1 protein-coding gene is annotated in these 22461 nt (G+C 73.9%); it reads right to left on the bottom strand.

From position 1 onward, the window contains the following. Nucleotides 1–53 precede the first annotated feature (53 nt). A complete protein-coding gene (locus tag OG406_RS36970; RefSeq protein ID WP_443067132.1) occupies nucleotides 54–22361 on the bottom strand; it encodes a non-ribosomal peptide synthase/polyketide synthase in 22308 nt (7435 codons plus the stop codon). Nucleotides 22362–22461: the final 100 nt, after the last annotated feature.

The raw sequence follows: 22461 nt of genomic DNA, 5'->3' as shown, positions 1-22461 counted from the left end.
CGGAGACGCCCGACCGGGGCCGGAGCGTCGGGGTGGCAGGGGGAGGCGCTCGGTCAGGGCGCCTCCGCGGTGTCGGCGGGCCGCTGTCCGGCGCCCGGTGCGCCGGCGCGGGTCACGAGGGCCCGCAGGGCGCGGAACCAGGTCTCCGCCAGGTCCTGGACCGACGCCTCGGGCAGGACGCCGGGGGCGAAGGTCCAGTGGGCGGAGAGTTCGGGCCCGGTGGGGAGGTCCTCGGTCAGGGCGTTGACGGTCAGGGCGTGGGACAGCGGCATCTCCGGATCGCCGTCCAGGTCGGCGGCGTCGTCCTCGGGGGCGTACGACCAGTCGGTGGCCTCGGGGACACCGAACCGTCCCATGTAGTTGAACTCGACCTGCGGCGAGCCGAGTCGGGCCAGCGCGGGGCCGGTGGCCGGGTTGAGGTGGCGCAGCAGACCGTGTCCCACGCCGGCGGCGGGCAGGGCGGCGAGGTGGTCGCGGACGCGTGCCAGGGCCGTGTCGAGCGCGGGTCCGCCCGCGAGGGCGTCGGCCAGGTCGACGGGGCCCGGGTCGAGCCGTACGGGAACGACGCTGGTGAACCAGCCGACGGTGCGGGACAGGTCGGCGTTGCCGGCGAGTTCCTCCTCGCGGCCGTGGCCCTCCAGGTCCACGAGCACCCCGCCGGTGCCGTCGCCGTCCTCGCCGCGCCGGGTGCGCCAGTCGGCGACGGCCACCGCGAGGGCGGTCAGCAGGACGTCGTTGACGGTCGCGCCGAGGGCGCTCGGTACCCGGCCCAGCAACGGCGCGGTGACGTCGGCGGGCAGGGTGAGGGACAGGTTCCGCGCGGTGGCGGTGACGTCGAGCCGGGCGTCGAGCGGGCGAGTGGCGGGCAGTGGAGGGGCGTCGGCCAGGATCGCGGTCCACAGCGGGAGTTCGTCCTCGCGGGCCGGGTCGGCGGCCCGTTCGGTGAGCAGCCGTGACCAGCGGCGGAACGACAGGTCGACGGGGGCGAGGGCCGGGGTGCGGCCCTCGGTGGCGTCCTGCCAGGCGGCGGCGAGGTCCGGCAGCAGGATGCGCCAGGACACGCCGTCGACGACCAGGTGGTGGACGAGCAGGAGCAGTCGTCCGGGGGCGCCGGGCCCGGCGTCGAACCAGACGCCCTGCACCATGCGCCCGGCGTCCGGGTCGAGCCGGTCCTGCGCGGCGCGGGCGTGCCGGCTCACCGTGGCGCGCAGGGCGGTCTCGTCGGCGCCCACGACGTCGGCCCGGACGAGCCAGGAGGCCGCGTCGACACTGCCGGGCGCGGGTACCTGGAGCGACCATGTCTCGGCGCCGTCGGTGGTGGCCCGCTCCAGGCGCGACCGCAGCAGGTCGTGCCGGTCGGTCACGGCCTGGAGAACCATGTGGAGTGTGGCCAGGTCCAAGGTGGCGGGCGTCTGGACGAACGCCGCCTGGTGGTAGCCGGCCATCGGGCCGCCGAGTTCGCGCAGCGCGTGCATGATCGGGGTCAGGGGCACGGTACCCGAGCCGTCGTCGTGCGCCGGACGGCCGGCGTCCGGGCCCGTCTCGACGGCGACGGCAGCCAGTGCGGCGACCGTACGGTGCTGGAAGACATGGCGCGGGGTGATCCGCAGTCCGGCGGCGCGCGCCCTGCTGACGAGCTGCATGGCGACGATGCTGTCGCCGCCGAGGGCGAAGAAGTCGTCCTCGGCGCCGGTCTCGGGGAGCCCGAGGACGTCGGCGAAGTGGGCGCACAGCGTGCGTTCCAGGGCGGTCTCCGGTCCCCTGCCGCCGGCCGCGCGGGTGAACTCGGGTGCGGGCAGGGCCTTGCGGTCGAGTTTGCCGTTGGCGAGCAGCGGCAGTCCGTCGAGGACCAGGACGGCGGCCGGAACCATGTAGTCCGGGAGCGCGGCGGCGACGTGGGCGCGCAGGGCGGCCGGGTCCGGGGTGGGGGCGCCCTCGGCGGGCACGACGTAGGCGGCCAGTTGCTTCATCCGGGGGCGGTCCTCGCGTGCGACGACGACGACCTGTCCGACCTGCTCGTGTGCGTCGAGTACGGCCTCGATCTCGGCGAGTTCGACACGGAAGCCGCGGATCTTGACCTGGTCGTCGGCGCGTCCGAGGTAGTCGAGCTGTCCGTCCTCGTTCCAGCGGGCGAGGTCGCCGGTGCGGTACATCCGGGTGCCGGGCGGACCGAAGGGGTCGGCGACGAACCGGTCGGCGGTGAGGTCCGGGCGCCCGAGGTAGCCGCGGGCCAGTCCCTGCCCGGCGAGGTACAACTCGCCGGGGACGCCGGGCAGTACGGGGCGCAGTGCGGCGTCCAGGACGTAGGCGCGGGTGTTGCCGACCGGGCGGCCGACGAGCGGTCGGTCGCTCTCGCCGACACGGGCGGCGAGCGCGTCGACGGTGGCTTCGGTGGGCCCGTAGAGGTTGAACGCGGTGGTGGACTTCAGGGCGGCCAGCTCGCTCCAGAGGGCGTCGGGCACGGCCTCGCCGCCGACGCCGACGACCGCGAGCGGGCACTCGCCGTCCTTGATCAGGCCGGTGTCGGCCATCTGGGCGAGGAACGACGGTGTGACCTCGATGAAGTCCAGCTCCTCGGAGCGGATCGCCGCGGCGGTCAGTTCGGGGTCGCGCCGGGTCTCGTCGTCGAGGATGTGCAGGGCGTGCCCGTCGAGCAGCCACAGCTGTGGCTGCCAGGAGGCGTCGAAGGAGAACGACCAGGCGTGGCCGACACGGAGCCGGCGCCGGCCGGTGGTCTCCTTGGCGAGGTCGTGCAGGCTGCGCCGGTGGCTGTGGAAGAGGTTGACGACGCTGCGGTGGCAGACGACGACTCCCTTGGGGCGGCCGGTGGAGCCGGAGGTGTAGATGACGTAGGCCGGGTGGTCCGGGTCCGGCTCCGACGGCAGGTCGCCGGTGGGCTGGGCGGCCGTCCGGGCGACGGTGTCCGCCGCGTCCAGTGCCAGCCGGGGCACGTCGCTGTCCGGGAGGTGCGGGGCCAGGGCCTCGGTGGTGAGGACGAGGCGGGGCCGGGCGTCGTCGAGCATGGCGAGCGCGCGTTCGGCGGGGAGGTCCGCGTCGACCGGGAGGTAGGCCGCGCCCGCCTTCATCACCGCGAGGATCGCGAGCAGGAAGTCCGCCGTGCGTGGCAGGGACAGGGCGACGATCTGCTCGGGTCCCGCGCCGTGTTCGGCCAGTACCCGGGCGAGCCGGTTGGCGCGCTCGTTCAGTTCGGCGAAGGTCCAGGTGACGGGGCCCGCGACGACGGCGATCGCGTCGGGTGCCTCGGCCGCCCGCGCCTCGAAGAGGGCGGGGACGGTCGCCGGCGTGCCGGGGGCGACGGGCAGGGCGGTGTCGTTCCAGGTCTCCAGGACGGTGTCACGGTCGTGCGGGGTGAGGAGGTCGACGCGGCCGAGGGGCTGGTCGGCGTCGGTGGTCATCGCCTCGAAGAGGCGCACCATCGCGGCGCAGATCCGCTCGACCAGCGCCGGAGCGAACAGGTCGGTCCGGTACTCGGCGGTGAGGGTGAGCCGCTCCGCGGGCTCGACGGCCCAGGTGAACGGGTAGTGCGTCGAGTCCTGGTGGTCGCGCGTCTCGGTGCGCAGCCCGTCGTCGGCACCGAGCCCGGGTCCGTCGGCGGCGGGATAGGACTCGAAGACGACGAGGCTGTCGAACAACTCGCCCAGACCGGCCTGTCGTTGGATGTCGGACAGTCCGACGTGCTGATGGGCGATCAGCTGCGACTGCTCGTCCTGGAGGCGGTCGAGGAACGCGGTCGCCGGCTCCCGGTCGTCGACCCGGACCCGTACGGGCACGGTGTTGATGAACAGCCCGATCATCGACTCGACCCCGGCGAGTTCCGGTGGCCGCCCGGAGACGGTGGCGCCGAAGACGACGTCCGTGCGTCCGGTGAGCCGGGACAGGAGCACACTCCAGGCACCCTGGACCAGGGTGTTGAGAGTGAGGCCGCGTGCGCGGGCCAGGGTGGTGAGGGCGTCGGTCAGGTCGCGGGTGAGCAGGGTGGTGCGGGTCGCGGGCACCGCCGGGGTGCGGTTGGGGTCGGCGGCGACGAGATGGGTGGGCTCCTCCAGCCCGTCGAGCGCCCGGCTCCACGCGGCGGCGGAAGCCTCGGCGTCCTGGCGGCCGAGCCAGGCGAGGTAGTCGCGGTACGGGGCCGGGGCGGGGAGTTCCCTGCCCGCGTACAGCTCGGACAGTTCGCGGGTCACCTGGGGCACGGACCAGCCGTCGAGGAGCAGGTGCTGGTGGGACAGGACCAGTCGGTGCGCCTCGGGGCCGACCTTGACCAGCATCAGACGCAGGAGCGGCGGCTCCGCGGGGTCGAAGCGGCGGCGCTCCTGGGCGAGGCAGCGGGTCCACCGCTCGTCGCGGGTGTTCTCGTCCGTTTCGGAGAGGTCGACATGGCGCCAGGGCAGCACGACCGTGCGGGGCACGACGGCGACGGGACGGCCCGAGATGAGGTAGCGGAAGCCGGCGCGCAGATGGCCGTGCCGGTCGAGCAGTGCCTGCCCGGCGCGGCGGAGCCGTTCGGTGTCGAGCGGGCCTTCGAGGTCCTGGGAGACCTGCACGGTGTAGACGTCGGGTCCGTCGTCGCCCGAGTCGAAGGCCGCGTGGAACAGCAGGCCCGCCTGGAGCGGCGACAGGGGCAGCACCTCGGCGGCACCGAGCGCGGACAGTTCGGCGCGCTCCTCGTCGGTGAGGGCGGTGAACAGTTCGGCGTCGGAGGAGGCGTTCGAGGCGCCCTCCAGGTCGGCGGCGACGGCGGCCAGCGCGGCGGCCGTCTTGTGCCGGAACACATCGCGCGGGCTGATCGCGAGGCCGGCGGCCCGCGCCCTCGCGACGAGCTGCATGGCCACGATGCTGTCGCCGCCCAGACTGAAGAAGTCGTCCTCGACACCGACCCGTTCCAGACCGAGGACGTCGGCGACCAGGACGCACAGGGCCTCCTCGCGCTGGGTGCGCGGCAGGGTGTCCGTGGTGGCGGCCGCGAAGTCGGGCGCGGGAAGGGCCTTCCGGTCCAGTTTGCCGTTCGGCGTGAGCGGCAGCGCGTCGAGCGGGACGACGGCGGCCGGGACCATGTGCTCGGGCAGTACGGCGGCGGTGTGGGTGCGCAGCTCCGCCGGGTCGGGTGTGCGCCCCGGGGCCGGGACGACGTAGGCGACCAGCCGCTGTTCGCGGGCGACGACGCAGGCGTGGGCGACCGTGTCGTGACGGGTGAGGGCGGCTTCGATCTCGCCGGGTTCGACGCGGAACCCGCGGATCTTGACCTGGTCGTCGGTGCGTCCGAGGTAGTCGACCTCACCGGCGACGGTCCAGCGGACGAGGTCGCCGGTGCGGTACATGCGGGTGCCGGGCGCGCCGTACGGGTCGGCGACGAAACGCTCGGCGGACAGGCCCGGACGGTCGAGGTATCCGCGGGCGAGCTGGACGCCCGCCAGGTACAGCTCCCCGGCCACGCCGGGCGGTACGGGGCGCAGGGCGTCGTCCAGGACGTACAGGCGCGTGTTCCAGACCGGGCGTCCGATCGGGACGGTTCCCGCGCCCGGCACCACGTGGGCGGCGGTGACGTCGACGGATGCCTCGGTCGGGCCGTACAGGTTGTGCAGTTCGGCGGGGAGCAGGGCGTGGAGGCGGTCGGCCAGGTCGGCGGGCAGGACCTCGCCGCTGCACAGGACACGGCGCAGCCCGGTGCAGCCGGCGGCCGCGGGTTCGTCGAGGAAGGCGCGGAGCATCGAAGGGACGAAGTGGGCGGTGGTGACGGCCTGTTCCTGGATCAGCGTGGCGAGGTAGGCCGGGTCCTTGTGTCCCTCCGGGCGGGCGACGACGAGGGTGGCCCCGGTGATCAGGGGCCAGAAGAACTCCCACACCGACACGTCGAAGCCGGCGGGGGTCTTCTGCAGGACGCGGTCGGCGCCGGTCAGCGCGTACGTCTCCTGCATCCACAGCAGCCGGTTGACGATCCCCTCGTGCGGCACCACCACGCCCTTGGGGCGGCCCGTGGAGCCGGAGGTGTAGATGACGTAGGCCGGATGCAACGGGTCGTAGGACAACGGCAGTTCGGCCTCGGGACCGTCGGGCAGGGCACCGTCGACGACGTACACCGGGCGGGTGTCCTCCAGCATGAGGGCGAGGCGCTCCGGCGGGTGGTCCGCGTCGAGCGGCAGATAGGCCGCGCCGGTGCGGTGGACCGCGAGGAGGGCGACGACGAGGTCCGCGGAACGCGGCAGCGCGACCGCCACCGTGCGTTCGGGTCCGGCGCCCAGACCGGCGAGGACGCGGGCGGCGCGTTCGACCCGCTCGTCCAACTCGGCGTAGGTGAGGCGCTGTTCGCCGAAGACCAGCGCGGGCGCGTCGGGTGTCCGGGCGGCCTGGGCGCGGAAGAGTTCCGGCAGGGTCGTCGGCGGGACCTGGTGCGCGGTGTCGTTCCACCGCTCGACGACGAGCGCGCGCTCGGGTTCGTCCAGCAGGTCCAGGTCCCGGATCGGACGGCCGGGGTCGGCGGCGACCTGGTCCAGCAGCCGGACCAGTCGCCGCCCGAGCCGTTCGGCGGTGCCGTGGTCGAAGAGGTCGGCGCTGTACTCGATCCAGCCCTGGATGCCCGCGCCCTCGCCCTGTTCGACGAAGTCGAAGCTGAGGTCGAACTTGGCGCTCCGCTGTCCGAGCGGTTCGCGTCGGACGGTCAGGCCGGGCAGGTCCGGGGTGCTGCCGGGCTCGCCGAGGTGGACGACCATCACCTGGAAGAGCGGGTGCCGGGCCAGCGAGCGCTGCGGGTTCAGCGCCTCGACGAGCCTTTCGAAGGGCAGGTCCTGGTGCTCGTAGGCCGCGAGGTCGGTCTCGCGCACGCGGCGCAGGAGTTCGGTGAAGCCGGGGGCGCCGGACAGGTCGGTGCGCAGCACCAGTGAGTTGACGAAGAAGCCGACCATGCCCTCCAGTCCCTCGTCGGCACGGCCCGAGACGGGTGCGCCGAGCGGGATGTCGTCGCCCGCGCCGTGCCGGTGCAGCAGGGCGGCCACGGCGGCCTGGACGACCATGAACATGCTGGCGCCCTCCGCGCGGGCAAGGTCGCGCAGGGCCCGTTCCAGTTCCGGCGAGAGGGTGAAACCGACGGTGCCGCCGGCGTGGCCGGACTCGCGGGGGCGCGGACGGTCGGTGGGCAGCACGAGTTCCTCGGGCAGGCCGCGCAGCCGCTCGGTCCAGTGGGCGAGCAGGTCGGCGCCGTCGGCCGCGAGGAGTTCCTCCTGCCAGAGGGTGTAGTCGGCGTAGGTGGCCGGGAGCGGGGCCCAGTCGGGCGCGTGCCCGGCGGTGCGGGCCGCGTAGGCGGTGCTCAGGTCGGCGAGCAGCGGCCGGTCGGACCATTCGTCGGTGGCGATGTGGTGGAGCACGAGCAGCAGGACGTGCTCGTCCGGTCCGGTCTCGGCCAGGGTGGCGCGCAGGGGTGGTTCGGTGGCCAGGTCGAAGGGCCGGGCCGCGGTCTCGGCGAGACGGTCGGCGGGTTCGGTGGCGATGGTGACCCGCGCCTGCGCGGAGTCGAGGATGTGCTGGTGGGGCAGGCCGTCGGCGTCGGCGGGGAAGACCGTGCGCAGGGTGGCGTGCCGGGCGACGAGGTCGCCCAGCGCCGCTTCGAGGGCGGGGCGGTCGAGCGTGCCGGTGAGCCGCCAGGCGGTGGGGATGTTGTAGGCGGGGGTGGCGCCGTCCACCTGGTGGAGCAGCCACAGGCGGCGCTGGGCGGAGGACAGGGGCAGCCGCTCGGGGCGGCTCCGGTGGGCGGTGAGGGCCGGACGGTCGGCGTTCACCGCCTCGTCCAGGTGGGCGGCGAGGCGGGCCACGGTCGGCGCGTCGAAGACCGTGCGCAGGGACAGCTCGGCGTCCAGGGCGGCGCGGATCCGGCTGACCAGGCGCATGGCGAGCAGCGAGTGGCCGCCGAGTGCGAAGAAGTCGTCGTCGATGCCGACGCGGTCCACGCCGAGGACGGCGGCGAATTGTTCGCAGAGCACCTCCTCGCGCGGGGTGCGCGGCAGGCGGCCGCCGATGGCCTCGGTGAGGTCGGGTGCGGGCAGGGCGGCGCGGTCCAGCTTGCCGTTGATCGTGCGGGGCAGCGCGGGGAGGGGGACGAAGGCCGCGGGCAGCATGTGCTCGGGCAGTCCGGCCGCGAGGTGGGCGCGCAGCTCCGCCGGGTCCGTGGTGACGGACGCGGCGGGGACGACGTAGGCGACGAGCCGTGGTGTGCCGGGGGTGTCCTCGCGGACGACGACGGCCGCGGCGGCGACCGACGGGTGGGTGGTGACGGCGGACTCGATCTCGCCGAGTTCGATGCGGAAGCCGCGCAGCTTGACCTGTTCGTCGGCTCGGCCGAGGAACTCCAGGGTGCCGTCGGACCGCCGCCGGGCGAGGTCGCCGGTGCGGTACATGCGGGTGCCGGGCGCGCCGTACGGGTCGGCGGTGAAGCGTTCGGCGGTGAGGGCGGGGCGGCCGAGATAGCCGCGGGCCAGGCCCTCGCCCGCGAGGTACAGCTCGCCGGGAACCCCCACGGGTGTGGGGCGCAGCCGGTCGTCGAGGACATGGGCGCGGATGTTGTCGAGCGGCGCGGCCCAGGCGGCGCGGCCGGTTCCGCCGCCGTGCCAGCCGTAGGCGTCCACGGCGCACTCGGTGGGCCCGTACAGGTCGTGCGCGGCGGTGCCGGGAAGGGCGTCGAGCCGCTGCCACAGGGCGGGCGGGGTGGCTTCTCCGCCGACGGCGAGGACGGCGGGGACCCGGCTGCCGGGGGCGAGGAATCCGTGGTGGAGCAGTTCGCGCAGATAGGTCGGGGTGAGGTCGACGAAGTCGATGCGGCGGTCGTCCAGCAGCGCGAGCAGGGCTGCCGGGTCGAGCAGTGTGGCTTCGTCGGCGATGTGCAGTTCGTGTCCGGCGAGCAGCCAGAGCAGCGGTTCCCAGGATCCGTCGAAGCTGAAGGAGGCGGCGTGGACGGCGCGCAGGACGGCGCGGCCGGTGTCCTCGACGGCGGGTGCGATCAGGTCGCGCAGGTGGGAGGCGAACAGGTTGCCGAGTCCGCGGTGGGTGCCGACGACGCCCTTGGGGGTGCCGGTGGAGCCCGAGGTGTAGATGGTGTACGCGGCGGCCTGGGGGTGGCAGCCGGCGGCAGGGGTTGCGTCTGCGGACGGCAACGGGCCGTCGAGGAGGAGCCGTTCGAGCCCGGCCCGTCCGGGAATCCGGTCCGTCAGGTCCGCGGTGGTCAGCAGGCAGACCGGTGCCGCGTCACCGAGCATGAACTCCAGGCGGTGGGCGGGGTGTTCGGGGTCGAGAGGCAGATAGGCGGCGCCCGCGCGGAGCACCCCGAGGATCGCGGGCACCATCGCGTGCCGGGGCAGCGCCAGGGCCACCACGGCGCTTTCGCCGGCGCCGTGCGCGAGCAGCAGGGCGGCCACGGCGTCGACGCGGGCGGACAGTTCGGCGAAGGTGAGGGATCCGGCGGCGGTGACCAGGGCGGTCCGGTCGGGGTGTGCCGTGACCGTGGCGGCGAGGAGTTCGGGTACGGACCGCGTCTCCACCGGGTGGGCGGTGTCGTTCCAGGCGCCGGTGGCGGCCGAGCGTTCGCCCTCCGTGCGGAGGTCGAACGACGTGAGCGGCAGGTCGGGGGCGTCGGCGGTCCGGCGCAGCAGCAGCAGGAGCCGTTCGGCGAGGAGTGCGGCGGTGTCCGGGTCCACCAGATCGGTGGCGTACTCCAGCAGCAGGGCCACTCGTCCGCCGGTGCCCTCGTCGACGAAGGTGAAGTCGAGGTCGAACTTGGCCGTGCCGGTGTCCATGTCGGTCCACTCGGTGGGCAGGCCCAGCAGGTCGGGGTCGCCGTCGGGACGGTAGTGGTAGCCGAGCATGACCTGGAAGAGCGGGTTGCGGCCGGCCACGCGGGGCGGGTTGAGGGCTTCCACGACCCGGTCGAAGGGGAGGTCCTGGTGCTCGAAGGCCGCGAGGTCGGATTCCTTCACCCGCGCCACAAGTTGACGGAACGTCAGGTTCGGTCCGGACAGGTCGGTGCGCAGGACGAGCGTGTTGACGAAGAAACCGACGAGGTCGTCGAGCGCGCTGTCGGTGCGGCCCGCGATGGGTGCGCCGAGCGGGATGTCGTCGCCCGCGCCCAGCCGGTGCAGCAGTGCGGCGGTGGCGGCCTGGAACAGCATGAACATGCTGGTGCCGGTCGCTCCGGCCAGTGCCCTGAGTGCCTCGCCGACCTCGCCGGACAGTTCCCGGCGCAGGGTGGCCCCGCGTCCGGTGGGCTCGGCGGGGCGCGGCCGGTCCAGAGGAAGGACCAGCTCCTCGGGCAGGCCGCGCAGGGCCCGGGTCCAGTGGTCGAGCTGCCGCTCGCCGACCTGTTCCAGGAGGTCGGCCTGCCAGAGCGTGTAGTCGGCGTACTGCACGGGCAGCGGCGCGAGGCCGGGCTCGGCGCCGGAGGTCCGGGCCGTGTACGCGGCGTCGAGGTCGGCGAGGAACGGCCGGTCGGACCACTCGTCGGTGACGATGTGGTGCAGCACGAGGGCGACCACGCAGTCGTCGTACGAGCCGCCGGCCGTGGCGTCCGTGTCGCCGTCCGGCCGCGGACCGGGACGGGAGGCATCCGCGGCACCCGTGTCCGGCGTGTCCGGCGTGATGCGGAACACCGTGGCCCGCAGCGGGAGTTCGGTCGCCAGGTCGAAGGGGTCGCGCTGGGCGGCCTCGATCAGCGCGGGCAGTTCGGCCTCCGCGCAGTCGGTCACGGTGAACGGGAAGCGTGCCTCGCCGGCTGCGAGGATGCGCTGGTGGGGTTCGCCGTCCTGCTCCCCGAAAACCGTGCGGAGCGACTCGTGGCGGGCCACCACGTCGTGCAGGGCCCGGCGCAGCACCGTGATGTCGAGCGTGCCGCGCAGCCGGAAGACGAGCGGGAAGTTGTAGGCGACTCCACCGCCGGTGATCCGCTCCACCAGCCACAGGCGGCGCTGGGCGGCGGAGAGCGGGATGCGGTCGGGCCGGTCGGTGACGGGCGTGACGGCCGGGCGGGCGGGCCGGCCGCTGTCCGCGCGGGCGGCGAGCAGTTCGGGGGTGGGCGCCTCGAAGAGGTCGCGGATCGCCAGTTCGGCGCCCAGCTCGGTGCGGGCACGGCTGATCAGCCGGGTGGCGAGCAGGGAGTGGCCGCCCAGGTCGAAGAAGGCGTCCTCGGCGCCGACTTCGGGCAGGCCGAGCACCTCGGCGAACAGGCGGCAGAGCACCTCCTCCTGCGGGGTGCGCGGGCCGCGTCCGGTACCGAGCGCGACGGCGGGCTCCGCTTCGGGCAGCGCGCGGACGTCCAGCTTTCCGTTGTCGTTCATGGGCAGCCGGTCGAGGGTGACAAACGCGGCCGGGACCATGTAGTCGGGCAGCTGTGTCTTCAGGTCCTCGCGGACCCGCCGGACGAGGGCGTCCGCGTCACGGGCGGCCGTCGGGGCGTTGGCGTACGGCGGCTCGCCGCCGCCCGGCCGGTACAGTCCGGCGGTCACCCGGGCGTGCCGGGCCGCTCCGCCCGATCGGGTGCGGCCCTCGTCCTCGCCCGCGCGATCGTCCGACGTCTCCTTGACGAACACCGCCTCGTAGTGGCCGAGTTCACGCGACCAGGTGGTGAGCACCCAGTATCCGAGGGAGGCGCCCAGCGCGTGCAGTTCCTCGGGGTCCACTCCCCCGCCGGTGATCGTGCCGCCGGGGTGGCGTCCCTGGTCGAGAGCGCGCTGCGCGGCCAGTTCTCCGGCCGTACGCGCGTCCGGCACTCCGGTGACCCGGAGGCACTCCGGGTTCTCCTCCCGCAGCCGTGTCCCGACGACGCCGGCGGTGGACCAGCCGACGCTCGGGGCCGCCCCGAGGTCGAGCGGATCGGCTCCCTCGCGGTAGAGGACGGCGTCATAGCGGTGCCGGGTGAGTTCGTTGTGGTGGTGTCCGCGCTTGGTGCGCAGGTCGACGCCGTGTCCGAGGGTGGTGAAGTAGTCCGGGTCGACGAGGAGTTCCTTCTCCAGCCGCAGACCGCGCTCGGCGGCCTTCCGCACGGCCTCGGGGTCGGCGTCGTCCGTCGCGCGGGTGAGCTGGATCGCGGTGTGGAAGGTGCGGGCGAGCCGCGGGTTGCGGACGTCGCCGACGAACAGGGCGCCGCCGGGCCGCAGCAGACGCATGGCGCCCTCGACGACGTCGGTGAGGTAGTCGATGTCGGGGAAGTACTGGACGACGGAGTTGATGACGACGGTGTCGAAGAAGTCCTCGGGCAGTCCGTCGGTGTCGTGGGCGGGTGCGCACCGCAGCTCGACCTTCGCCGCCAACTCGGGGTCGCGCAGCAGGTCCTCGCCGAGCTTGCGGATCACCGGGGCGGCGAAGTCGGTGGCCCAGTAGGCCTCGGCGTCGGGTGCCAGCCGGGACAGCAGCAGACCGGAGCCGACGCCGATCTCCAGGACGCGGCGGGGGCGCAGTGCGCGGATGCGGGCGACGGTTTGCTCACGCCAGTCGCTCATCTCCTCGAAGGGGATGGGCCGTCCGTCGTAACTGCTGTCCCATCCGGCGTAGTCCTCGGTGAAGAGGGCGGTGCTGATGCGCTCGTACTCGTCGGAGTAGACGTCCTGCCACTCCCCGACGTGTGCCGCGGCGACGGACCGCTGTTCCTCGCCGGAGCGTTCGGCGGGCACGACGTAGCCGATGAGGCGCTGGGTGCCGGGGGCGGTCGCGTCGTCGCGTGCGACGACGGCGGCCTGGGCGACGCCGGGGTGCTGGGCGAGGGCGGTCTCGATCTCGCCGAGTTCCACGCGGTAGCCGCGGATCTTGACCTGGTCGTCGGTGCGGCCGAGGAAGTCGAGGTTGCCGTCGGCGCCGCGGCGGACGAGGTCGCCGGTGCGGTACATGCGCTCGCCGGGTTCTCCGAAGGGGTCGGCGACGAAGCGCTCGGCGGTCAGTCCCGCCCGGTCGAGGTAGCCGCGGGCCAGCCCGATCCCGGCGATGTACAGCTCGCCGGGCACACCCTCGGGCACCGGCCGCAGCCAGGCGTCGAGGATGTGGGCCCGGGTGCCGCGGATGGGGCGGCCGACCGTCGGGGTGGCGCTGTCGAGGGTGCCGCCGCCGAGCGTGTTGATCGTGTACTCGGTCGGGCCGTACAGGTTGTAGCCGTAGGTGCCGTCGGTGTCCCGGAGCCGGTTCCAGACCGTCTCCGAGACCGCCTCGCCGCCGAGCAGCACGAGCGGCGGCCGGTGCCCCTCCAACAGGCCCTGCTCCATGAGGAGATGGGCGTACGTGGGGGTCACGTTCACGACGTCGACGCGGTGCGTGTCGCAGTACGCGACGAGCGCCTCGGCGTCGCGCCGCAGCTCCTCGTCGCAGATGTGCACCTCGTGTCCCTCGACCAGCCAGAGCAGCTCCTCCCACGACATGTCGAAGGCGAAGGAGACCGTGTGGGCGATCCGCAGGCGCCGGCCGCCGGCCGAGGCGATGGCGGGGGCGAAGATCTCCTTCTGGTGGTTGAGCTGCATGTTCGTCAGTCCGCGGTACGGCGTGACGACGCCCTTGGGCCGGCCGGTGGAACCGGAGGTGTAGATGACGTAGGCCGGGTGTTCCAGGCTGAACCCCCGCCGGGCGAACTCGGCCGGCAGGGAGGCCAGTTCGTCGGCCACGGCGGGGTCGTCCAGCAGGACGCGGGCGGTGTCGGGCGCGGCCGCGGTGAGGCGGGCGGAGACCGCGGCGGTGGACAGCAGCAGGACGGGCCGGGCGTCGTCGAGCATCGTCGCGAGCCGGTCGTCCGGGTGATCGAGTTCGAGCGGCAGGTACGCGGCGCCCGTGCGCAGGACGGCGAACAGGGCGACGACCATGTCCAGTGAGCGGGGCAGGCCGAGGGCGACGACCTGTTCGGGCGCGGCACCGCGGGCCAGCAGGAGCTGGGCCGTGCGGTTGATGCGCGTGTCCAGTTCGGCGTACGTGAGGGTGGTGTCGCCGAAGACGAGGGCGACGGCGTCGGGGGTCGCGGCGGCCTGGGTGGCGAGCAGGTCGGCGACGGTGTCCTCGGGCACCGGGACGCGGCTCGCCGCGTTCTCCCGGGTGAGCGCCGCGTGCTCGGCGGGCAGGAGCGGGTCGAGGCTCCCCACGGGGGCGTCCAGGTCGTCGCCCAGCCGTTCGAGCAGCAGTGTGAAGCGGTCGAGGAGCGCCTCGGCCCGCGGGCGGTCCACCACGTCGGGCCGGTGGGCCAGCATGACCTGGATGTGGTGCCCGGGTGTGACGACGAGGTTCACCGGGTAGTGCGTGGCGTCCACGTTGGCGACGGCGGTGGCGCCGTGGCGCTCGGCCAGTTCGGCGAGCCTTTCCTCGGTGTCGCTGTTGCGCAGCACGAAGAGGGTGTCGAACAGCCGCCGGTGACCGGTCTCGGCCTGGAGGACACCAAGTCCCAGGTACTCGTGGGGCATCACCGCGAGGCGTTCGTCCTGGATCCGGCGCAGCAGGTCGAGGACCGGCTCGGCGGGGTCGTAGGCGATGCGGGCGGGGACGGTGTTGAGGAACATGCCGATGACGTGCTCGATGTCCGGCACCTCGCTCGGGCGGCCGGCGACGGTGGTGCCGAAGACGACGTCGGTGCGTCCGGTGGCGGAGGCGAGGGTCAGGCCCCAGGCGGCGGTCAGCACCGAGTTGAGGGTGAGGCCGTGCCGCCGGGCGGCGTCCCGCAGCCGTTCGCCGAGTTCCGGCGCGAGGACCGCGTCGAGGCGTTCCGGGATGTCCGGTTCGAGGCCCTCGTCGGTGGCGGCGAGGAGCGTGGGCTCGTCCAGTCCGGCGAGCGCGGTGCGCCAGGCGCCGGTCGCGACCTCGGTGTCCTGCGCCTCCAGCCAGGTCAGATAGTCGCGGTACGAGCCGGGCGCGGGCAGTCCGGCCGGTTCGCCGCCGGACGCGTACAGGGCGAAGAGCTGGTCGAGGAAGACCCAGGCCGACCAGCCGTCCCACAGCAGGAGGTGACGGCCGACGATCAGGCGGTCGCCGCGGCCGGCGCCGAGCCGGACGATGAGCATGCGGAAGAGCAGCGGGCGGGTCAGCTCGAAGCGCCGGGTGCGTTCGGCGTCCATCAACTCGGCCAGCCGGACGTCCTGTTCGGCGGCGGCCAGGCCCGAGAGGTCGACCTCTTCGAGGGGGATCCGCGGGTCGCGGACGATGAACTGCACCGGCTGGCGCAGTCCGTCGCTGGTGAATCCGGCGCGCAGGCTCGGGTGGCGCTCCAGCAGTACCCGCACCGCGGTCCGCAGTCGCTCCGCGTCGAGCGGGGTCGCGAAGTCGAAGGACTCGTGGACGGTGTAGACGTCCAGTGCGCCGTCGTCGTACGTGGAGTGGAAGAAGAGGCCTTCCTGGAGCGGGGCCAGCGGCCAGATGTCCTCGACCGGTCCGGGGCTGAGCCGGTGGACGCGCTCGGTCTCCTCGGCGGTGAGGGCGAAGGCGGAGCGCAGCGCGCGGGCGGGCTCGGCGCTGCCGGCCGCCGCGGCGAGCGCGGCGGGCGTGCGGTGTTCGAAGACGTCGCGGGGGTTCAGCTCAAGGCCGGCCCGGCGGGCTCGGCTGGAGACGCCGATGGAGGAGATGCTGTCGCCGCCGAGCAGGAAGAAGTCGTCGTCGATGCCGACCTCGTCGAGCCTGAGGACCGCCGCGAAGATCTCGGTGAGGGCGCGTTCGCGCTCGTCGCGCGGGGCGCGTGCCTCCGTCCGTACCGTGCGCGGGGCGGGCAGCGCGGCCCGGTCGAGCTTTCCGCTCGGCGTCAGCGGCAGGGCGTCCAGGACGACGCACGCGCCGGGCACCATGGGCGCGGGGAGTGACGCGGCGAGCGCGGCCAGCAGACCGGAGGGGTCGGCGGCGGCACCGCGGGCGGGGACGACGTAGGCGACGAGGGTGGTGCCGGCGACGGTGACGGCGGCCTGCGCGACGGCGGGCTCGCGGTTCAACGCGGCCTCGATCTCGCCGAGTTCGACGCGGTTGCCGCGGACCTTGACCTGCCGGTCGGTGCGCCCCAGGTACTCGATGACGCCGTCGGCGCGGCGGCGCACCAGGTCGCCGGTGCGGTACATGCGGGTGCCGGGTCCGCCGTAGGGGTCGGCGACGAAGCGCTCGGCGGTCAGGGCGGGGCGGGCGTGGTAGCCCCGCGCCAACTGGACTCCCGTCAGGTACAGCTCGCCGGGGACACCTGCCGGAACCGGGCGCAGGCAGCTGTCGAGCACCCGGAGTCCGGTGTTCCAGACGGGGCGGCCGATGGGCACGGTGGTGTCGGGTGTGCCGTCGAAGCGGTGGTGGGTGACGTCGACGGCGGCCTCGGTGGGCCCGTACAGGTTGTGCAGGGGTACGCCGGTGAGGTCGTGCCAGCGGGCAGCGGCCGCGCCGGGCAGGGCCTCACCGCTGCTGAACACCTGGCGCAAGGAGGCCGCCCAGCCGGGATCGGCGGTGATCTCCTCGGACTGGAGGAAGGCTTCCAGCATCGAGGGCACGAAGTGCAGGGCGGTGACGCCCCGTTCACGGATGAGGCCGGCGAGGTAGGCGGGGTCGCGGTGGCCGTCGGGCCGGGCGAGCACGACGGCGGCGCCCTCGCACAGCGCCCAGAAGAACTCCCAGACGCTGACGTCGAAGCTCGCCGGGGTCTTCTGGAGTACGCGGTCGTCGGCGGTGAGGCCGTACTGGCCCTGCATCCAGGCGAGGCGGTTGACGACGGCCCGGTGGGTGACGACGACGCCCTTGGGCAGGCCGGTGGAGCCGGAGGTGTAGATCAGGTAGGCCGGGTCGTCGGGGCCCGCCGGTACCGCCGGGCCCACGGGGGTCGCTCCGGCGGGGGCGTCGACGAGCAGCTCGGTGAGTCCGGGCACCGACGGCAGACGGGGGGCCGTGCCGGTGGTGGTGACGACCGTGGTGGCCCCGGAGTCGGTGAGCATGTGGGCGACGCGGTCGGCCGGGTAGTCCACGTCGACGGGGAGGTAGGCGGCGCCGGACTTGAGCACGCCGAGCAGGGCGACCATGAGGTCGGCGGAGCGCGGCACCGCGACCGCGACGACGGCGTCCGGCGCGGCGCCGCGGGCGCGCAGCCGGCTCGCCAGCTCGGCCGCCCTGAGGTCGAGTTCGCGGTAGCTGAGGGTCTCGTCCTCGCAGACGACCGCGAGGGCGTCGGGGGTGCGGGCGACCTGGGCCTCGAAGGCGGCGGCGAGCGTGAGGTCCGGGACGTGGACGCGGGGGCCGGACGGGTGCGCCTCGGCCAGCTCCGGCGCCGACAGCAGGCCGAGGGCGGCGACGGGCTGTCCCGGGTCGGCGGCGAACGCTCCCAGGATGCGGGTGAGCCGGTCCGCGATGCGCCGCACGGCCTCGGTGTCGAGGCGCCGGGCGTGGTGCTTGAGGCGCAGGTCGAGGCGGCGGCCCGGCTTGACGACGAGGGCGAGCGGATAGTGGACGGTGTCCAGGAAGTCGTGGCCGGTGAGGTGGAGTGTGCCGGACGGGTCGGTGAGCCCGGTGGCCGCCGGGTAGTTCTCGAAGACGACGAGGGTGTCGAAGAGTTCTCCGCTGCCCGCGTGGCCGGCGAGCCGCTGGATCTCGGCGAGGCCGAGATGCTGGTGGCCGAGGAGCCGGGACTGCTCGTCCTGGAGGCGGCCGAGCAGCGTGGCGAGGGTGTCGGCCGGCTCCCAGCGGAACCGGGTGGGCAGCGTGTTGATGAAGAGGCCGACCATGGACTCGATGCCCTCGACCTCGGCGTCGCGGCCGGAGACCGTGGTGCCGAACACGACGTCCTGCCCGGCGGTGAGCCGGCCGAGCAGCAGCCCCCAGGCGCCCTGCACGACGGTGCCGAGTGTGACGCCCAGTTCGCGCGCGCGGGCCGTCAGCCGGGCGGTGACCTGTTCGGAGAGCTCCACACGGACCTGGGCGGGTTCGACGGGGCGGCCGTCGGCGGGCGCGTCGACGAGACGGGTGGGTTCCTCGATCCCGGCCAGCGCGGTGCGCCATCCCTCGCGGGCCGCGTCGGCGTCCGCTCCGGCCAGCGCCCGCAGATGCGCGCTGTAGGGCGCGACCTCGGGCAGGGCGGCCGGGGAGTCTCCGTAGGAGGCCATCAGTTCCCGGTGCAGCACGGGCAGGGACCAGCCGTCAGCAACGATGTGATGAAAGGTGAGCAGCAGCCTGCTGCGGCCCCCGGCGAGGCGGACGAGCGCGCAGCGCATCAGCGGCGGCCGGGCGAGGTCGAAACGGCGGGCGCGCTCGTCGGCCGCCACGGCGTCGGCGAGCGGGGCGGCGACCTCCGCGTCCTGGGCGGAGAGGTCCACCTCGCGCCAGGGGAGCTCCACTCCGGTGGCGACGATCTGCACGGGCCTGCCGTCGGGGAGGGGGCGGAAGCAGGAGCGGAGCGGGGCGTGGCGGTCCAGGACGCGCTGGGCGGCCCGGCGCAGCAGGCCGGTGTCGACGGGTCCTGCCAGGTCGAGGGCCTGCTGCACGACGTAGGTGTCGGGGCCGTTGCCGTCGACGACGGAGTGGAAGTAGAGGCCTTCCTGGAGCGGGCTCAGCGGGAGTGTGTCCTCGACGGCGAGGGGGTGCTCGCCCTGGAGGGCGTCATGGTCGCTCCCGGTCAGGTCGAGCAGCGGCGCGTCGTCCGCCTCCGCCGTGCGGTCCGTCCGCTCGACGGCGGCCTCGGCGAGCGCGGCGACGGTGCGGTGCCGGAAGACGTCGCGGGAGCTGAGACGCAGTCCCGTCCTGCGGGCGCGGACGAGGAGCTGGATGGCGGTGATGCTGTCGCCGCCGAGGGCGAAGAAGTCGTCGTCGATGGTGACCGCGTCCAGGCCCAGCACATCGGCGTAGGCGGCGCACAGCGACTCCTCGCGGGCGTCCCGCGGCGGGCGACCCGAGCTGAGGGCGGCGTAGTCGGGGGCGGGCAGCGCGGCGGCGTCGAGTTTGCCGCTGGGGGTGACCGGGAGGCGGTCGAGGGCGACGAGCGCCGCGGGCACCATGTACTCGGGGAGCTGTCCGGCGACGTACGAACGCAGGTTCTTCATCAGGGAGTTGACGTCGCGGAAGGGTGCGGGCCGGTTGGCCCGCGGGACGGTGCCTGCGGGCTCGTAGTGTCCGGCGAGCGGGGTCCCGTCGGGGGCGATCAGGACATCGAGGCTGCCGTCGGTGGCGGTGCCGTTCCAGGTGACGACGACCTGGTGGCCGTGCCGGGCGCCGAGCGTGTGGAAGGCCTCCGGGTCGGGGGCGTCGGCGGGCGCGGGGGTGCGGCTGCTGTCGTCGAGGGCCGTCAGGGCGGCCAGGTCCTCCGTGAGACGGGCGTTGGGCACACCGGTGACGCGGAGCGGGGTCCGGCGGTCGGCGATCAGCGCGTCGAGGGCGTCGAGCCCGCGCAGTTCGGACCACGCGACGGCGTGCGACGGCGCGGTGGCGGTGCGGGCGTCCGGTCCTGCCGTCGTGGCGGCTGTGGACCGCTTGCGCAGCACGACGTCGTAGCGGTACCGGGTCAGTTCGTTGTGGTGGCTGCCGCGCTTGACGCGGATGTCGGCGTCGAAGCCGTCGAGTGCGGCGAAGAAGTCGGGGTCCAGGAGGAGTTCGCTCTCCCACGCCATGGACCGTTCCACCGCGGTGCGCAGGGCCTTGCGGTCCTGGGGGCCGGTGGCACGGCGGGTCTCCACGGCGGCGCGCAGGCAGCCCAGCAGGCGGGTGTTGCGGACGTCGCCGACGAAGACGCTGCCGCCCGGGGCGAGGAGTTCTCCCGCGGCGCGGAGCACGTCGGCGAGGTAGTCGGCGCCGGGGAAGTACTGCGCGACGGAGTTGAGGACGATCGTGTCGAAGTGGTCGCGGGGCAGGCCGGTGGTGTCGTGGGCGGGGCGGGCGTCGAGCCGGACCCGGTCGGCGAGGCCGTCCACCGCCTCCACCTGGGTCCGCAGGGCGCGAACCGCCTCCTCGGAGAGGTCGGTGCCCCGGTACTCGACGCAGTCGGGTGCCACGCGGGAGAGGATCAGTCCGCTGCCGACACCGATCTCCAGGACGCGGCGGGGGGCCAGTTCACCGATGCGGGTGATGGTCGCCTCGCGCCACTCCCGCATCTCCTCGACGGGGATGGGCAGTCCGTCGTACATGCTGTTCCAGCCCGCGAAGTTCTCGCGGAAGGCGGCGGACGGGCCGGCCTCGGCCGCGACGGTGTCGCGGTCGCCCTCGGAACCCGCCGCGGAGTAGAGGAGTTCGTGGAGGTCCTTCCACTCCTGGACCTGCTCGCTGCCGTCGCCTCCCGTTCCGGTCTCCAGGGAGGGCACGACGTAGGCGGCGAGTCTGCGGTCGCCGGGCCGGTCCTCGCGGATGACGACGGCGGCCTGGTCGACCGCGGGGTGGGCGCGGAGCACGGACTCGATCTCGCCGGGTTCGACACGGAAGCCGCGGATCTTCACCTGGGCGTCGGCGCGCCCGAGGAACTCCAGGCGTCCGTCGGACTTCCAGCGTACGAGGTCGCCGGTGCGGTAGAGACGTTCGCCGGGCGCCCCGAAGGGGTCGGCGACGAAGCGCTCGGCCGTCAGGTCGGGCCGTCCGAGATAGCCGCGGGCCAGTCCGGCGCCGCCGAGGTACAGCTCGCCCGCGACACCGGCCGGGACGGGCTTCAGCCGGGCGTCCAGGACATAGGCGCGGGTCCCCGGGTCGGGGACACCGATGGGCACGATGGTGCCGGCAGGGGTGTCGGGGTCGCACAGGCCGAGGGTGGAGTTGGTGGTGGCCTCGGTGGGGCCGTACGCGTTGAACATCATCCTGCCGCGCGCGTACCGGCCGACGAGTTCGGGCGAGACGCGCTCGGTGCCCGCCAGCAGGGTGGCGGGCGGGAGTTCGACGTCCTCGGGCATCGCGGCGAGCAGCGCCGGCGGGAGGATCATGAAGGTGATGCCGTGGGCGTGGGCGTGGTCGGCGAGCGGCGCGCCGGGCACCCGCAGTTCGGTGGGGACGACGACGAGCCGGCCGCCGGAGAGCAGGCCGAGGCACAGGTCCCAGAAGGCGACGTCGAAGCTCGGTGAGGCGAACTGGAGGACCCTGCTGTGCGGTCCGATCCCGAACCGCTCGGTCTGGGTGGCCACCAGTTTGGCGACGCCGGCATGGGAGAGCACCACGCCCTTGGGGCGGCCGGTGGATCCGGAGGTGTAGATGACGTAGGCCGCGCCGGTGGTCTCCAGTGGTCCGCGGTCGGCGGTCCCCGGGTCGTGGACCGGGTTCGCGGCCAACTCCCTTGCGGTGGACGGTTCGTCGAGGACGACCCGGTCCATGCCCGGGCAGGGAGGGATGTCGTCGGTCACGTCCGCGGTGGTGATCAGGCAGGCGGGACGGGCGTCGGCCAGCATGTACGCGATGCGGTCGGCCGGGTAGTCGGTGTCGACGGGGAGATAGGCGGCCCCCGCCTTGAGCACCGCGACCTCGGCGATGATCAGTTCGGCGGAGCGGGGCACCGCCAGCGCCACGACGCGCTCCGGTCCGGCCCCCCGCGCGATCAGGATGTGGGCCAGACGGTTGGCGTGCTCGTCGAGTTCGGCGTACGTCAGCCGGGTGTCCTCGAAGACGAGCGCGACGGCGTCCGGGCGCAGGCGGACCTGTTCGGCGAACATCTCCGGCCAGGTGCGGACGGGCACGTCGTGGCCGGTGTCGTTCCACTCCTCCAGGACGCGGTGGCGCTCCTCGGCGCCGAGCAGCTCGAGTTCGCCGACGGGCGTGTGGGGCCGTGCGAGGGCGTCGGCCAGCAGCGTCGTGAAGTGGCCGGCGACGCGGTGCGCCGTGCTGTCCTCGAAGAGGTCGTGACGGTAGGTCAGGCGCACTTCTCCCGGGGCTGTTTCGAGTGTCAGGTCCAGCGGGGCGCCGGTTCGGCCGGCCGGCGTCGCCTCCTGGTCCGCCGTCGCGGCCGGATTCGTGCGGAACTCCGTGTTGAACAGGAGGCCGCCGCCGCGGGTGGGCTCCGGGTGCAACTGCGCTACGAGCGCGGGGAGTTCGACGTGATGGGCGCGCGCCTCCGTGATCGCGGCGGCCACCCGCTCGACCAGCGTGGAGAAGTCGGTGCCGCCGTCGAACCCGACCCGGAGCGGAAGTCCGTCGTACCCGACGGTGATGTCGCGCGCTCCGCCGTAGCGGTGCAGCAGGGCGACGAAGGCGGACAGCAGGGTCGCCTCGTCGGCCGTGCCCGCCTGGGCCCGGCTCACGACACGGCGCTCGCCGCCCGGACCGGCCGGGTAGGGGAAGTCGACGGGCAGGGCGGCCTCTTGGGGAAGCGGGTCGAGCCGCCGGCGCCAGTAGGCCGCCGCCGCACCGTCGTCGACGCCAGACACACGATCTTCGATACCGGACACAGGTGACCGTGCCTTCCGAATGCGCGGAACCGGCTCAAGCCGGAGGACCGCGGCCATACTAAGGTAAGGATTACCTAACCAAAAGGCCCTGGTCTCGGCGATCGTCGAGTTGCCCACTACGATTAAGGCCTGCCTAACCTAAGGGAGTTGGCCGTTG

It is taken from the genome of Streptomyces sp. NBC_01428, from assembly GCF_036231965.1.
Classification (GTDB): domain Bacteria; phylum Actinomycetota; class Actinomycetes; order Streptomycetales; family Streptomycetaceae; genus Streptomyces.
Note: the sequence above shows the minus strand (reverse complement) of the source record. Positions and strands in the feature narration are given on the sequence as shown.